Source organism: Microcystis protocystis FBCC-A270, from assembly GCF_050500235.1.
GTDB classification, from domain to species: Bacteria; Cyanobacteriota; Cyanobacteriia; order Cyanobacteriales; family Microcystaceae; genus Microcystis; species Microcystis ichthyoblabe_A.
Genome location: NZ_CP191407.1, coordinates 3,162,399 through 3,177,741, shown reverse-complemented (window position 1 = coordinate 3,177,741; position 15,343 = coordinate 3,162,399). Strand labels below are relative to the sequence as shown.

At 42.7% G+C, this 15,343-nt stretch carries 14 protein-coding genes and 1 pseudogene; 6 read left to right on the top strand and 9 right to left on the bottom strand.

Annotated features, from left to right (window positions below):
- The first annotated feature begins 27 nt into the window (after positions 1 to 27).
- Positions 28 to 585 (top strand): 50S ribosomal protein L25/general stress protein Ctc, encoded by a 558-nt coding sequence (locus tag ACQY1X_RS15400; RefSeq protein WP_002736662.1) that lies wholly within the window; start codon positions 28 to 30, stop codon positions 583 to 585.
- A 99-nt stretch (positions 586 to 684) separates the two neighbouring features.
- On the opposite strand, the pseudogene ACQY1X_RS15395 reads toward ACQY1X_RS15400, so the two are convergent.
- Positions 685 to 846, bottom strand: a pseudogene (locus ACQY1X_RS15395) (IS630 family transposase); the annotation flags it as partial.
- Positions 847 to 1,293: 447 nt separating this feature from the next.
- On the opposite strand from ACQY1X_RS15395, the gene ACQY1X_RS15390 reads away from it, so the two are divergent.
- Entirely contained in the window at positions 1,294 to 1,584 is a 291-nt protein-coding gene (locus ACQY1X_RS15390) for a DUF3082 domain-containing protein (protein ID WP_002737160.1), read from the top strand.
- A gap of 74 nt (positions 1,585 to 1,658) precedes the next feature.
- Here ACQY1X_RS15390 and ACQY1X_RS15385 read toward each other — a convergent pair whose 3' ends face one another.
- The 5 genes from ACQY1X_RS15385 to hslO all read right to left on the bottom strand — a co-directional run bounded on the left by ACQY1X_RS15385 (position 1,659) and on the right by hslO (position 9,891).
- Positions 1,659 to 3,308: an alpha/beta hydrolase gene (locus ACQY1X_RS15385; protein ID WP_002776298.1), complete on the bottom strand. Its 1,650-nt coding sequence runs from the start codon at positions 3,306 to 3,308 to the stop codon at positions 1,659 to 1,661.
- Positions 3,309 to 3,508: 200 nt separating this feature from the next.
- Positions 3,509 to 5,152: a Ppx/GppA phosphatase family protein gene (locus tag ACQY1X_RS15380; protein ID WP_002738182.1), complete on the bottom strand. Its 1,644-nt coding sequence runs from the start codon at positions 5,150 to 5,152 to the stop codon at positions 3,509 to 3,511.
- A gap of 105 nt (positions 5,153 to 5,257) precedes the next feature.
- A complete protein-coding gene (locus ACQY1X_RS15375) occupies positions 5,258 to 6,469 on the bottom strand; it encodes a pentapeptide repeat-containing protein (protein ID WP_430013080.1) in 1,212 nt (403 codons plus the stop codon).
- A gap of 488 nt (positions 6,470 to 6,957) precedes the next feature.
- A complete protein-coding gene (locus tag ACQY1X_RS15370) occupies positions 6,958 to 8,913 on the bottom strand; it encodes a chromosome segregation ATPase (RefSeq protein ID WP_287637545.1) in 1,956 nt (651 codons plus the stop codon).
- Between the two features lie 63 nt (positions 8,914 to 8,976).
- Positions 8,977 to 9,891 (bottom strand): Hsp33 family molecular chaperone HslO, encoded by a 915-nt coding sequence (gene hslO, locus ACQY1X_RS15365; protein ID WP_069475506.1) that lies wholly within the window; start codon positions 9,889 to 9,891, stop codon positions 8,977 to 8,979.
- Positions 9,892 to 9,975: 84 nt separating this feature from the next.
- Between hslO and ACQY1X_RS15360 the strand changes: the two genes are divergently transcribed.
- Entirely contained in the window at positions 9,976 to 10,359 is a 384-nt protein-coding gene (locus ACQY1X_RS15360) for a hypothetical protein (protein WP_002737184.1), read from the top strand.
- Positions 10,360 to 10,483: 124 nt separating this feature from the next.
- On the opposite strand, the gene ACQY1X_RS15355 is transcribed toward ACQY1X_RS15360, so the two are convergent.
- The 3 genes from ACQY1X_RS15355 to ACQY1X_RS15345 form a co-directional block, all read right to left on the bottom strand.
- The gene (locus ACQY1X_RS15355) at positions 10,484 to 11,107 is read right to left on the bottom strand and encodes a pilus assembly FimT family protein (protein ID WP_430013079.1); all 624 of its coding nucleotides are present in this window, start codon (positions 11,105 to 11,107) and stop codon (positions 10,484 to 10,486) included.
- The gene (locus tag ACQY1X_RS15350; RefSeq protein ID WP_430014846.1) at positions 11,082 to 11,681 is read right to left on the bottom strand and encodes a type 4 pilin; all 600 of its coding nucleotides are present in this window, start codon (positions 11,679 to 11,681) and stop codon (positions 11,082 to 11,084) included. The genes ACQY1X_RS15355 and ACQY1X_RS15350 overlap by 26 nt, the downstream gene beginning before the upstream one ends.
- A gap of 449 nt (positions 11,682 to 12,130) precedes the next feature.
- Positions 12,131 to 13,024: a DMT family transporter gene (locus ACQY1X_RS15345; RefSeq protein ID WP_430013078.1), complete on the bottom strand. Its 894-nt coding sequence runs from the start codon at positions 13,022 to 13,024 to the stop codon at positions 12,131 to 12,133.
- Positions 13,025 to 13,206: 182 nt separating this feature from the next.
- Here ACQY1X_RS15345 and ACQY1X_RS15340 point away from each other — a divergent pair, with 182 nt between their 5' ends.
- From ACQY1X_RS15340 to ACQY1X_RS15330, 3 genes are read left to right on the top strand one after another with little or no spacing between them, the layout of a single operon-like run.
- Positions 13,207 to 13,563, top strand: coding sequence for a DUF1823 family protein (locus ACQY1X_RS15340; RefSeq protein ID WP_002752462.1), 357 nt, complete (start codon positions 13,207 to 13,209; stop codon positions 13,561 to 13,563).
- A 31-nt stretch (positions 13,564 to 13,594) separates the two neighbouring features.
- Positions 13,595 to 14,725: a CO2 hydration protein gene (locus ACQY1X_RS15335; RefSeq protein ID WP_430014845.1), complete on the top strand. Its 1,131-nt coding sequence runs from the start codon at positions 13,595 to 13,597 to the stop codon at positions 14,723 to 14,725.
- Positions 14,726 to 14,779: 54 nt separating this feature from the next.
- Positions 14,780 to 15,343: a GUN4 domain-containing protein gene (locus tag ACQY1X_RS15330; RefSeq protein ID WP_002776305.1), complete on the top strand. Its 564-nt coding sequence runs from the start codon at positions 14,780 to 14,782 to the stop codon at positions 15,341 to 15,343.

Here is a 15,343-nt window from a genome sequence, read left to right as displayed (position 1 = left end):
ATCATTGCTAAAGAGGATTAGTCAACTATGCAAGTTAGCGTTGAATGTCAAAAAAGACCCGAAAATATTAACCCCAGGGCTCTACGTCGTCAGGGTTTGATCCCGGCGGTTCTATATGGCCATAACGGCACGGAATCGGTTTCCCTCGTGGTGGGAGAAAAAGCGGCCTTAACCCTGCTTAAAAAGGCCTCGGTGAATAATACCCTGGTGGATGTCAATGTTCCGGAAATGCCTTGGACGGGAAAAGCTTTGATCCAAGAGGTACAATCTCATCCCTGGAAAAGAAATCTCTATCACCTCAGTTTCTTCTCGGTATCTGCCCACGGTAAGCTCGATATCGTCGTTCCGATTAAAGCCATAGGAGAAGCGATCGGAACCAAACAGGGCGGTTTAATCGAACAGTTCGTTAACGAAGTTAATGTCTCCTGTATTGCTGATAATATCCCGGAAGTGATCGAATTTGATGTTTCGGGCATCGGTGTGGGGCAATTCCTGCTCGTGGGTGATTTAAAAATGCCGGAAGGGGTGACTTTAAAAGATGATCCCCATACCACCGTTTTTGCCATTGTTGCCGCTAAAAGATAAATTCAGTGATCAGTGATCAGTCATCAGCAAATCATATTTCATTATTTACTGTTTACTGGTTACTGCTCCGCATCTCTGGCACTCCCATCTACTGGGGGTTTATATACTTTGGACGTTCATAATCTGAGATTTATTAAACTTCTGAAATCCTAGAGTAAGCAAGGAATCCAGTTGTTTTTTATGTTTCAGATCGGCATCATTCAGGCATCCATAAATAGCTGAAGAAAAGTCAGAAAAGTTTTCATAATAGGCTGATTCAAGTCTGAATTGCATCACTGTCTGATCTACCTTCATAAGACCTCTTGTAAAAATCAAAAATTGTTGTTAGGGTTATGAGTCAGTAGTTAGGAAAATTGAGAATGAATAATAATCAATTAAATGATCTATTTACAGATTTGATGCCATTTAATCCTTATTTTTGACGTTTTTGAACCCTCAAAAATTAATTATGCAAGAGGTTTAATTAGGGGTTGCTGAATAAATCTAAAACCCTTGTTGGATAAGACTTTTAGACTTTTTTTCCCTCAAAAAGTGCCAGCTATTGGAGTGATCGGGGGTAAAATTCCAGGACTTTTTCCCTGAAAATTAGGTAACTGACCCCCTCAAAATCCGTAAAACCCCACACCCCACACCCTACCCCCACGAAAAACTTTTTCAGCAAACCCTAATTAAAATTTAACCCGGGCAGTATTTGAGGAATAAAAAGTAATGACCACAGAATTAGAAACCAAAAAAGTTACTCCTACTCGCTGTTTAGTTGGCGCGGCAATTTCGGCAGCATTGGGGACAATTCTCTATTATCTCACGGCAGCGATCGGTCATTCTTTTTACTCAAAACCAATGGTTGCTCACAGTCCGATCGCCTTGAGAATTGGCAGTGCTGTCCGCACTTTAGTTTTTGGTTTAGCTTCTCTGGGAACCTTTATTTTTGTTTTTGTCACCATTGGTTTAATTCTTTTGGCTATCCAATTACTACTTAAACGCCCTCAACAAACATAAATTATGAATTATGAATTATGAATTGGGAGTAGGAGGTGGTAATTTTTTTCAGTTAACTGATAACTGATCACTGATTAACGGACATTTTGAGCAACAAAATCTTTGATCAGTTGTTCTAAAGCAGCCGAGGAAGCGCGGGTAATCAGAAAACATCTAAACTCCTGGCCTTGACTGAGATATTGGGAATAGGCCGCCTGTAAAAAAGGTTTATAGCTGGGGTTTTTGCGAATATAGACCTCAAAAAAGGCCAAAGATAGGGAATGGGCGTAACTATCGATCAGATATGGTGCTGGCAGGGTAAGATCGGCTATGGATTCGATCGCTTCGTTAATTCCCGCATCTAGTACCGAAAAGTCAACGTGAGCTTGACCTTCAATCAGAGCTAAATATTTATTTTCGGTTTTGAGCAGGGGAAAAGAGCGCACCTGTTCAAAAATAGCGGGGGTAGCCGGATCGTAGGTTCCTGCCGCCACAAAAGTGGGAATTTCGATTTTAGCCAGTCCTTTAGCCCCAAAAATACTCCAATTAAACGGATTAACCGCAAAAATCGCTTTGATTCTCGGATCGCGAAAGTTGTATTCTTCCCGGGGTAAATCCAAAGCACGACACTGCAGCAAGAGGGAGACATTGAGAAAAGCCAATCTTCTTTGACAGTCCCGTTGTAGATTCTCGAAATCGATTGTCGCTCCACCCACAGCTAAGGCTGTATAACCGCCGAAGGAATGTCCACCAACTCCCACATTATCTAAATCTAATTGCCCCTGAAATTCCCCCGCGTTTCGTCTTTGCAATTCATCGATCACAAAAGATATGTCCAATGGACGATCGACAAATTCGTTGGTATAAAAAACCGTCCGCGATAAACCGGCGAGTAGATTCTGTACCTGTAGGGTATCGCTGCCGGGGTGTTGGGGCATAGCGACGAGATAACCGTAACTAGCAAAGTGTTCTGCGTGTCGGACAAAATCTTCAGGACGAGAAGCTAAACCGTGGGAAAAGACGATAACGGGGGTTTTCTGGGTTAATTGCCCCTTGGGTTTGACAATAATTAGATAAAGTTTCCTCTGACGACGGCTATCGGTTAAATCCAGCCGCATCTGTTCCACTTGTTGCGGTCCGGGTTGTCGGGGGTCGGTCATGGCGGTAAAATTAATTTCACCGGCCTTTTTAGCTTCTTCTAAGGATAATTGCGCCACCTTTTCCGTAAATACCGTGGTGGCTTTCAGGACGACATCGATCGCCCGGGCTAATCTTTGCACTTTTGTCACATCAATCTGCATATTAGTGGGCAGATTACGCAGCAGGCTAAGAATAGTTACCCCTTCCGGTTCAAAAGCTGATTTAACTAGGGCAGAACGCAGGGCAAATTTACCATTAATACCCCCTTGAATGGTGATCAGTTCCCCTAAAAGGTTGAGAATATCTTCCCCCATTCTGGTGTTAAAAAAGCGCGAGATCAGGACGGGATTAATTTCTTTACTTGTGGTTAAAGCTTGGCGAAATTCTTTTTGTTGTTCCGCAGTCGTATTACCTAAATATTGTCTTAGATTAGCGTCAATTCTGCCAGTTTTGGCAAACTTTTCTAGGGAACTAATTTCTAGGGTACGACTAAAGGGCGCTAAGATAAAAGTGATTCTCTCGGCCGAGAGGACAGGGAAGCTAGTCAGTATTGTTCCTAAGCAACCAAGAGCGATCGAGCGGCTGATTTTGGCTAATTGCAACAAGTTTTTCGGCTCCTTTTCTTTCTGCGTTCCTATTCCCTCTGGATTATAACAGTAACTTCGCAGTTTTTAACTGTTTTCCTGCTTGACTATCAACAAAAATTATCAATTTGCCACGGTCGATAATCTTGACCTAGAATAACGGGTAACAAGTCTCGAAAATTCCAATCTTGCCGATTTCAAGCTACTCATCGCTCATGATTTCAGGGTAAAAATGCCAAAGTTGCCACTACTTTCACCCCAAATTCTTCCTCAAAAACGGGTTTTTTATAGTCTAAACTCCACAATTCTAAAGCACAATCATCTTCAGCATTATTAGGAAAAAGATGCAGATGTAGGGTTCTATATTCGGGATCGTACTTACATTCAATCTTTTTAATCGCTCCTATTTGTCGTCGATCTAAAGCCACGGCCAACCGCAGTATAGCACTTAGATGTCTGACCATATACTGATAGTATTCCGTTAATTTCATAAAATCATCGTGTCTTTTCTTCGGCTTACTTTTACGGTGATAACGAGCGATATTAGCGATAACTTCTAACTCTATTTCTGTATAGCCCAACAGTTCACCATTGCGAATTAAATAATAGGAATGTTTATGATGGGCAGCATGACTAACATATAAACCACTATTATGTAAAATTGCCGCCGCCCATAATAGATCTTTAGCCTCCTGATTCCAAGAATGTAATTGTGCTTGGGTTTGCTCGAACAAAGACAGGGAAAATGTCGCTATTCTCTCAGCAGATTCTAAATTAACTTGATACTTTTTCGCTATTTTCAAGACACTGCGCTGACGGATTTCACTCTGATAAAGTAACCGATTATCAATTAAACCGTGGGTCAGCATCCAATCGACGATTACCCCTTCTCGCAGGGCCCTTTCACAGAGAACTAACTTATCAACATCTAACATGGTCATCGCTTCCAAAAGCACGATCGAACCTGCTAGAATTATCTCGGCCCGTTTATCGGACATTCCCAGAATTGCCAGTCTTTGGTGATAGTCCAAACTGGCGAAACGTTTAACCAATTCTCTGACATCTTTGCGGGTTAATTGATAGCCATTTAAAGGATTGGGAATTAACCCCAATTTCTCCAAAGCATGGATAGTCATCAAAGTTTCGATCGTCCCAGAAGTTCCCACTAAACGCGGCACTTCTCCCACCTGTAAATGATGTTTAATTTCCTCTACTGCCCGCTCCAACATTCCCCTGGTGTATGCCCTTAAATAGGCTAATTCTGTGGTACTAATGGGATCGGTGGTGATCAAATCTTGCGTCAAACGCACCGCCCCGATTTTGGTACTACTAAGAAAGCGAATTTCTTGGCTATCAGCTAAGATTAATTCCGTGGAACCGCCACCAATATCGATAATAATATGGGCTTGATTTTGGAAATCCATTCCCGAGACGACACCGAGATAAATCCGGCGCGCTTCCTCCTGTCCAGAGATGAGATTTACAGAAATACCGACTTCTTTCTCGATTAAAGCCAAAAATTCGTCACCGTTGGCTGCTTCCCGGGTGGCGCTGGTGGCCACGGCGATAATCTGATCCGCATGGAGACTAATAGCCAGATCGTGACAGCGTTTTAAAGCCGCGATCGCTCTTTCCATGGCCGCTAGGGTTAATTTACCAGTTTTCCTATCTCGATCGCCCAGACGGACTGTATCCTTTTCTCTGGCAATAATCGTAAAAGCGGGTAAAGACGGTTCAATTTTCACCACTACCATGTGAACCGAATTCGTACCAATATCGATCGCCGCTAGGATTTGGACATCGGGGACTTTTGCCAGGGGCGCTAGTCCCCAATTGGGTGTAACTTGATTAGAAATATTCACCATCGCTTATCAGTGATCAGTTACCAGTCGGGGGATAGGTGTTAAGGCTGGTCTTATTATCCCTCTAATTGTCCGCCTCGGCGCGGCAATTTTAGCTTTGTATAGCATTCATTCGTCAATATACAATTTTCGCTGCTCCAGGGCCAATTGCTGGAATTCCCCTTCCCCAAATTCTCCCTGCTTGGGACGGCGCTCTTGGTCGGACTCGACTAAATAGATATAATCACAATCAACCCCTTCTAAATTGGTATTTTCGGCGATTTTCCAAGCTTCGATACAAGCGCCTGTCAGGGTGGCTGCCTGTAAATTGGCTCTCATCACGTTACTATGGGCTAAATTTGCCCCTTCTAGATTAGCGTAGGCTAAATTTGCCTCGCTCAAATTTGCCCTAGTCAGATTGGCATTTTTGAAGTTAAACCCGTAAAGATTCAGTCCACGAAAATTATAGCCAATATAAGCTTTATTTTCCCCTTGACCAGTAACGAGAAGATTTCTCATCGCCACTTCGGCTAAAATTGTCTTTTCCCAACGCGCTCGATCGATGCCCGATACCAGATAAAATCGAGTTCTAGTTAAATCTTTTGCTCTTAAATCAGTGGCTTTTAACTGCGCTCCCGTGAAATCCGCTTCTTTAAGATTTGCGCCGCAAAAATTTGTACCTTTACTGGCTAAAAAAGCAATTGCTATCGATTTCGTGATTGTTTGTCTCGATTCTTCTAGGGACAACCAGGCCAGATAAGCGGTGAATAAAGTACCACAAACCCCAACAATCAAAGCTATAGAAAAAGTTCCATTCATCACGGCTATTCCAGCTAATGCTCCCTGAAAAGCCAAGATAATTACTGTCAATAAAGTTAAAATTAAGCTGATGAAAATTGCTAGGATAAAACTTGTTGATTGACCAGAAATCAAGGATAAAACTAAGGGTAATCCCCCAACTCGCTGACGATAAAATCTTACATAAATTAGGGATAAAATCGTGATTATCACCGCACCAATGATTTTAAATTGGCTTACATCCGTCACCAGCATTAAAGCTAGATAATAACCAGCTAATCCCCACACAAAGCCGCAGAAAGCCGCTATTAACCAAGAAATTAAGATTAATTGTAGCCGACCGCGCTTTAGTAATCCTGCCCTGGCCTCGGTAAATTTAGTTCCCTCTAAAATAGCCCCTTGAAAATTAGTACCACGCAGATCTGCTTGACTAAAATTAGCCCCCGATAAATTCTGTCCGCGAAAACACTGTCCTTTTAATTTTACTCCTTTAAAATTGCGTTTCCCTTTGGCATATAAATCCAGTACCTCACTTGCTTTCATAAGACCTCTTACAGAAATCAAAAATCGTTTTTAGGGTTAGGAGTCAGTAGCCAGTAGTCGGGAGAATTAAGAATGAATAATAATCAATTAAATGGTCTATTTAAAGATTTTGTGTTATTTAATCCTTATTATTGCCGTTTTTGAACCATCAAAAATTAATTATGCAGGAGGTTTATAGAAATTACGGATATCTGTTTTTTGCTTGATTAATTAATTTAATTCATAACACCTATTATCTTTTAAAAATTGGCTTTGGTTATTTGTTGGCTATACTAAATCCGTTGAGTATAGGCTAAATATCATCAGGATAGGCAGGGGACAAGAGAAGGAATAGATAATCAGTCTTTAATAACCGGATTTAGGATAATACAGGTATTTGGCTCCCTTATTCTTTGTGTGATAAGTTTAACTTATATAGTAGCGATCGATCTTTGTGTCCTTTGTGTCTCTGTGGTTCGCTACACTCACTGCCCCAAGACTGTATCAATTTATTGACCCGGACTTGGTGTTTCTATCGGGGACTCTGGAGAAAGGGGAGTCGATTCAACTATTGGTGGTGGGGCCGGCGGTTGGAGAATATTGCGCCAGCCTTGCATTTGGGAGCGAGCCGAACTGTAGGCGGTACTTTCCCGGGATACGGATTCAGCAAGGCGAATAGCTTCCAGATAACGGCCATTATTAGCTTGGTCCATGGCTAAAGACAAAAGCTGATAACTCCAACGTTCCAGCAATTCAGTCCGTTGCACACCTGCGTCGGTTTGAGTGGAAATATTGGTAACTAAAGCAATCGCTCGGGTTAAACCCTCTGCGCTTCCCGTCGCCGCTAATTGATTAGCCTGTTGGAGATTTTGACGGGCCCGCAACTCTCGGCGCCAACGACGGATATTTTGGGAAGCTTCCGAGGAAAGAGTGCGACCGGGGGGAATTTGATTGGCAGTTTCGATCGCTGTGCTATAGTCTTTGAGATTGGCCAAAGCTTGAGCCTGATCTAAAATGGGTTGATCCTCCATGCGTTCAATCCGCGCTTGCCAGTCGCGAATTTCCCGTTGAGCATCTCGGTATAAGGCCCGATTCTTGCCAATAGCCCGGGCCTGAATAATAGCACTACTGAGGGAATTAATATCGCCGGGGATAGCGATTTCCCGCGCCCGTTCTAAAATCGGCCGGTCTTCAATCACTTGTATTTGACGATTCCAAGAGCCAATTTCCTGCTGTGCTTGCGACCAGAGGGGATTATTACGGGGGACCTCTCCCGCTTTCGCGATAGCGGCGCTATACTGCTCGATTGTACCTGCTTGTGCTAAATCTCTAGCCTCGGACAGTATTTTTAGATCCTGTACCTGTAACTGCCAGCGCTCCTTCATAGCTAGGGACGTTTGATGGAGGGGTCGAGAAGCGTCAATTTGTTCTAGTCCCAGTATGCCGGCTTCTAATCCGTCCACCGTGCCGGTTTCCGCATCTAAGGCCGCTTCCGACAAGAGAGACCAATCGGTGACATCTGCTTTAATTTTGAGGTCTTTGGGGGTTTGGTTAGCCAAATCCCGGAGAGCTTGCCATTGCTTCCGCTCAATTAATCTTTCGGCGTATTCTTTTAGTTTATCCTCGGTTTTCGCGATTAATTTTTGTGCCTCCTGATAGGCATAACTGCTGGCTGGAATTTTTCTAGCTTCTTCGATGACTTTGAACCAATTGTTGAGACCGCCCCGGGCAAAGAGATTAAAGGCATTATCTAATTTACTGCTATCTTCCCGGGCGACGGTAATTTTAGCGATCGCTTCATTATACTTAACCGTTGCCCAATATTCGTTATTTAAGTTCAATAAATCCACTGCCAGACGGAAAGATTGATTCCAGTTGGAAGCGCGGAGATTTTCCTCTAGTTTGCTTAATATCTCGTTGCCTTCCGTCCAAGTTTCTTGCCACTTAGCGATTCTTTCTTCAATAATTGCCGCTACTGCCATATTATTGGGGATTTGACGAGCTTTAGCGATTGCCTGCTTTAAATTTCCCGCTTGATAGTCTTTTTCGGCCAAATTCAGTATATCTCGCGCCCATTCTTCCACCTGTTGATTGACTTGCGATCGCAAGGGATGGTCTTCGGGTAAAGCTTCCACTAGGGCAATGGCTTCGAGTAAACCTGCCACGGTGCGACTATCGGCGGAAAGTTGAGCGCAGTAGAGACGCAGGGAGGCAGAAGCGATAGGCCAGAAGATTTTTGGGCAATTGGGCGACTTCTGCATATTTAATAACTGCCAAGTGGCGAGAAAGCCAACACCGCCAAAGACCACCACAAATAAAGCCGCCCAAACTTTCCAAGTGAAACGATGCTGGTATCGAGACCAAAAGAGAAAAAGAAAAGACTTAGTTTTCTCTGGCCAACGAGTCAGGGGGTCAATCGATTCTCGTTTGACTAGATTTTCGGTTAATTCTTTTCCTTTAGACATTCACAACTCCCCAGCAGATATTTTAGATAGATTTTACCCTAATGGCGCTCATTGCCCAACTTCTCAGCAAGATTCAGCCTGTAGAGACTCGACTAATTCGATTAATTGTCTCTCGTTGGCATTATACACTTCCCGACAAAACTCACAGACGGCTTCCGCTTGTTTATCTTTTTCGATGATGTCTTTTAATTCATCGACCCCGAGGAATTTTAAAGCTCCTAGGGCCCGTTCAAAAGAACAATCACAATCAAAACGCAGCAACTGCACAGCCGGAAAAATTTCTAGACCCATATCTCCGAGAAGTTCCTGAAAAATATCTTCTAGTCCTTTTCCTGCGCGTAAAAGAGGCGTAAATCCCGTTAATTTTCGCAATCTCGACTCTAAACGAGCCACCAAGACCTCATCCCGGGACGCTTCTTTAGAGAGAACTTGTAATAAAATTCCCCCGGCTGCCGTTACTCCTGTGGTTGTACCGACAAAAACCCCCACTTGCAAAGCGGAGGGAATTTGTTCCGATTGGTCTAGATAGTAGGCGATATCTTCCCCCACTTCCCCAGAAACTATCTCGACGATGCTTTCTTGAAGTTCATTTCTCCCCTCGCCTTTTTCTTCGCGTAAGACTCGCACATAACCCTTGTTACCCACCGCGCGACCCACATCTAATTTACCCTTAGCATTGGGGAGTAATTCCACTTGGGGATAGTCCACATAACCGCGCACCGTGCCATCGAGTCCGGCATCAACCAAAACACCGCCCAGGGGACCATCGCCTTTAATGCGAATATTAATCCTAGAACCGGGTTTTTTTAAACTGGAAGCCAAGAGTAAAGCCGATGCCATCGTGCGACCGAGAGCAGCGCTGGCTACGTTAGATAATTGATGTCTTTGGCGAGCTTCTTCGGTTAAACGGGTGGTAATCACTCCTACTACTCTAATTCCCCCATCGGCGGCCGTGGCGCGGATTAATTTATCTGCCATACTACTTACTGTTATCCTTGGAAAACACTGTCCCGATTTTTAGTTATTCTTTAACTAACTTAACAAAAATTATCAGACAATCATATGTTCGGCAATTTTCAACAAAGTCAGCTGCGTATCGAAATCTCGGCCAGTGAACAGGCTATCGGGGATAGTTTGCTCAAAACTGCTCATCTCCGTCAATGGCTGTGGCCGCAAATGCTCTCACCTAATCTACCCGATAAATTAGAGGAAGGTTTGACTTTTACCTCTTGGTTAGGTTTAATCCCCGTACAACATCAGGTTTTATTGGCCAATGACCAGTGTTTACGCTTGCTTTTGAGTCAAGGTATCGATGGCTATCACGAATGGTATTGGGGCGATGGTTGGTTACAATCGCGGTTAGAAGGCATTTCTCTCCTTCCCCTCAATCTCGGTCAAACTCTCAGTTTATTGAAATTACGACTATTTCTGAGCAATCAAAAGTAATGAGTAATCAGTAAACAGTGAACAGTAATCAGTGAACAGTAATCAGTAAACTAAAAACTCACACCTGATAACTCACATTTGGTAACTGATAACTGATAACTCACACCTGATAACTGATAACTGATTAGGGTTGAGTTCCATCGAGACGGATTTCACATTGACGAGCATCGAGGTTAGTTAGAGAAGTTCCAGTATAAGTGCCTTGTTTAACTATTCCTAGCAGAGAAGCGATAACTATACATTTTTTTTCTTGGTTGGGATAGGGATCGGCGGTGGCATTGGCGGCGGGATATAATACGATTATCGCTTGGTTTGCCCTCGGAACAAAGGTTAACCTCGGCACATGACCCCGAAAGGAAAACTGTACCCCCGGAGTGCCGCCTAGGGTGGGAAAATTCCTCACCACCATAAATATTTCCTCTGGCAGATTTAGGGAACTCGCATTAGTATTAGTCGCCACTAAACAACCTGCTTCAGTGGCAGTTATTTGCGAGTAAACTGTGGGGCCAGTGCCAGTCGGGTTAGTAAAATTAATCGTGCAACTTTTCCCTCGACGGATAGCTTGTCTTTGGGCATCCTCTAGAGCTAATTGTATAGCATCGGTGGCTTGTTGGACTTCATTTCTATTCAACCACGCTAATAAATTAGGTCCGGTTAAGGCGGCAAGAATTCCCGTAATTGCCAAAGCTACCAAAATTTCTAACAGGGTAAAACCCTGATTTTTATGGTGGACATTTAAACGACGCATCGGGAATCACCTCGACAGAACTTTCAGCAATAACATCTTCTTGGTTGGGGTAATCTTTAGGAGTTTCATCTGTTGCTTCGACTCGATAATCAATACGGAGACGATGGGGATGATTCGCTTGGTTAGTAATATTAAAAGTTCGATAGATAGAATAGTTTTTACCAACAATTTCTTTTGTTGCTACTAATGTTTCTTCAGGTAAATTATCAGCGGGAATAGCATAATCCTTACTGGGATCATCTGGATCAAATTTCGGACTGTCAGGAGGTTCAGCATTCGGTAATCGCCTCCTTAATTCAATGGCATAACCTTGATTCGGATCTGAGCAAACATTAGGAAATATTTCACTGAAAAGATCGAGATCATGATTATCTGCATTGACGCTATCATCATTGTCATTAACATCTAAAGTCGAAGCTAAAAATTTGACATCCTCAAAATCTTCTTGAATCCAAAAGTTAGCTTGAGCCTGTCTTTCTGACCGAACTTTATATAAGGCAGTGAACGCCATTAACTGTAGGGTTCCTATTGAGAAAGCGGTAATAGTTAAAATGGCAACCATCACTTCTAACATCGAGAAACCCGACTCGGATGATGACAGTTTTGACTGTATCCCCTTTCCTTTTGATTTCACTTTTTACCCCCCCCCGTTTTTCCCGAAAACTACTGGCTTTTTTATATCTCAACTACAGAGTACGCAAATGATCGGATATTTCTAACTTTAGTCAGGGAATTAATTCCCCGAAAACCCTATTTTTCAATTGAGTCAGATTGTCTAAGTAGCTGGTTTCAATTAAATTGAAGATAGATTCTGGGTTCGATCCCCCCTTAATCCCCCCTTGATAAGGGGGGTGCTGATCCCCCCTTAATCCCCCCTTGATAAGGGGGGCATCCGCAAGTTTTTAAGACCTACCTACTTAAACTCTCATTCAGTCATCATTGTACACTAATCTAGTCTTTGTCTGTGGTTACAATCGGCGATCGAGATTAAACTTAACCAGCAATATTAGAGCCACTAACAGCTTATCCGCCTAAAATAGCAATTCCTACACCCATTAACAGAATTAATCCACCATAAATAACTTCTTGGGGGGGGATTTCCCCAAAAATGAACACTCCTAACAGACTAGCTGCGATTGGCTCTAATAAAATTACCATGGTTACTATTGTCGGTGCTACCCATCGCAAAGCCCAGTTAAAGCTAGTATGACCGATTAATTGCGGAAAAATCGCCATCATTAACACATAAACATACACGGATAGGGGATAGCTTTCGTAATCTTGACCAAATAAAAAAATAGAAGGTAATAAGGCTAATCCTGCGGTAGTGTAGGCTACAGTTATATAATTCTTAATATTTAAGCCCTTCCTTTGTGCTTCCCGTCCGAGGAGAATATAACCACTGACGAGAATTGCCCCAATTAAAGCCAAGCTATTGCCCAATAAAGGGTTAGGATAAGAACTACTCACATCTCGATCGGCTAAAACAATCAATAATCCCCCCGTTAAAGCCACAAAAATGCCGATAAAAGTTAATTTTGTCGGTTTTTCTCGAAACCACCACCAACCCAACAGGGAAACCCAGAGGGGGTTAGTGGTGACTAAAGTGGTAGAAGCGGCGATCGAGGTGTAGGATAGAGAAGTAATCCAAGTAGCAAAATGGAGAGCTAAACAAAATCCTGCCCCCACTGCGTAATAATAGGCTTGAATAGGGACTTTTTGGCGTGATAAGGTCAACCAGTTCGGAATTAGGACAACAGAAGCTAATATCAGACGGGAAGTCGCTAAAAATAAACTAAATGCGATCGTAGCATTACCTACCGCTTCGATCGCTAACCGGATAAAAATTGCCGATGCAGAAACCGACACCACACCGATAGTTAGAATAAAAATAATTTTGGCGTTAGAAGGAGGCAAAATAGGCTACGCTTACGCGATGATCAATGATGTTATTCACCAGTTATTTTAACCGTAGGCAGTAGCCAGTCCTCAGTAGCCGGTCGTCAGGAAATAGGAGATTATTTTATTTATTCTCCCCACACCCCACACCCCACACCCCACACCCCACACCCCACACCCTACACCCCATTCACTTGATTATGGAACTACCAGAATTAAATATAGAGATAATTTGGGCGATTATTAACGATGAAATTGACGACGAAACCGTTAATAAATTGGTTTGGCAAAGTTTAGGTTATCGCTACGATGAAAGTCAAGGAAAATGGGATAATAGTCAAGTAGAGGAAGATTGGCGACGGGAATATCCCGAACCCCCGGATTTTATTGCCAATCGTCCCCCAACAGTAAAATTAACTCGATCGATCTTGCCAGAAAATAAACAATTATTAAAAGATAAATTGGGGTTTACCGGTTATAAAATTGGCGAATTCAATCCCCGCATGACTCGCCGTGCCACCGCCGCTAATTGGTTGTGCTTTTATGGGTTAAAATAGATCAGGAAAGTTATTTTATCAAGCTTCTAGCATGGTTACTATCCCTGTCAAGTCCTCCTCTCATCCCCTAGCATCCTATATTGAGCGTCTCACTGCTGGGGAAGCATTGTTAAAAGATACTCCCCAGAATTTGATCGAGGTAGTGGGTATCCTGAAAAGTTACGGAGTGGTGTTAGATGCTTATTCCAAAAATTTAATTTATATTGCGGAAAATCAGTTTTTGGTTTTTTTCCCTTTCTTTAAATATTTTAATGGTCAAGTATCTTGGCAGAAATTACTACAACACTGGTGGCATAATCGCATTAATTTTGAGTATGCTGAATACTGTATGAAAGCCATGTTTTGGCATGGTGGGGGTGGTTTAGATAGTTATGTAGATGTTGCCGCTTTTCGAGAAGTGACAGCCAAGGTTATTCAAGCCAAATTTAGGAATAATCCCCTAGTTTTAATTTTAAATAAAGCCTTTCCTGAATTTTTGCCAGAACAAATGCGGATGATGGCCTACTATAGCGGTTTAGGTCAATTTTGGCGAATTATGGCCGATACTTTTTTAAGTTTATCCGATCTCTACGATGTCGGAAAAATTACCAATATTCCCGAAGTGGTGGCACACATTAAGAAAAATTTAGTTGATAATGCTAGTCAAGCAATTGTCTATCAGGTAAAAATCAAAGGACAAACCTATGATCTGATCCCCAAATCGGCAGGATTAACCTTTCTTGCAGATACGGCAATCCCCTACGTTGAGGCGGTTTTCTTTCGCGGAACACCTTTTCCCGGTACAATTTCCTATAATGCCCAAGCCTATCAAATTCCCTACGATCAAGGAATGTTTGCCTATGGTGCTTTGTATGCGGATCCTTTACCCATCGGAGGTGCAGGGATTCCTCCCACACTATTAATGCAGGATATGCGTCACTTTTTACCAGATTATCTGCACGACATTTATAAAAAGAGTTTTCGTCAAGAAGAAGATTTATTAGTCCAGATTTGCGAAACTTTTCAAAAGTCGATGTTTTGTGTGACAACGGCAGCCATTCAAGGATTAGCACCTTACCCTTTAACTACCACAGATTTAAAAGAACAAAAAGCCAATCGCATCTATCTAGAAGCATGGATGAATCGCTTTGTCAAGTCAAGATTAGAAGCGGTAAATCAATAATTATTCTGCCGATAAATCGGTAAGTTTTGCAGTCAACAAACCCCCTTTACATTTATGTCAGATATTAACGCCCAACTTCAGGATATTTTAGCTCAATTGCAATCTTTAACCGAACGGGTTGCCCTCATCGAAGCGCGGCAGATGTTAGTACCAGACATCGAGCGCTATGGTAAATTACAGCAATTACTAGCTGAGGGGAACTTTAGGGAGGCAGACGCAGAAACTCTCCGAGTTATCCTCGAAACTGCCGGCAGAACCCGCGATACTTTAACCCCAGAGGATATGATGCGGTTTCCCGTTAATGTGATTCGAGTACTCGATCGCCTTTGGAAAAATTATAGCGGCGATCATTTCGGTTTTAGCAATCAGGTGAAGTTATATTTTGCCGCCGGCGGTAGTATTAACACCCTGCGTACCCAAGACGCGGAAACGATTAGAAAATTTGGTGAATTGGTAGGATGGCGCGATAAAGAGCAGTGGCGTATCGATGATTATGATCACTGGGATTTTAGTCTCGCAGCTCCTCAAGGTTGTTTTCCCGCTCTCTGGTGGAAATCTCCCTACGGGTTAAAAATGGTGACTTTTTGCTTTACTCGCCTGATAGAGTGCGATTTATAG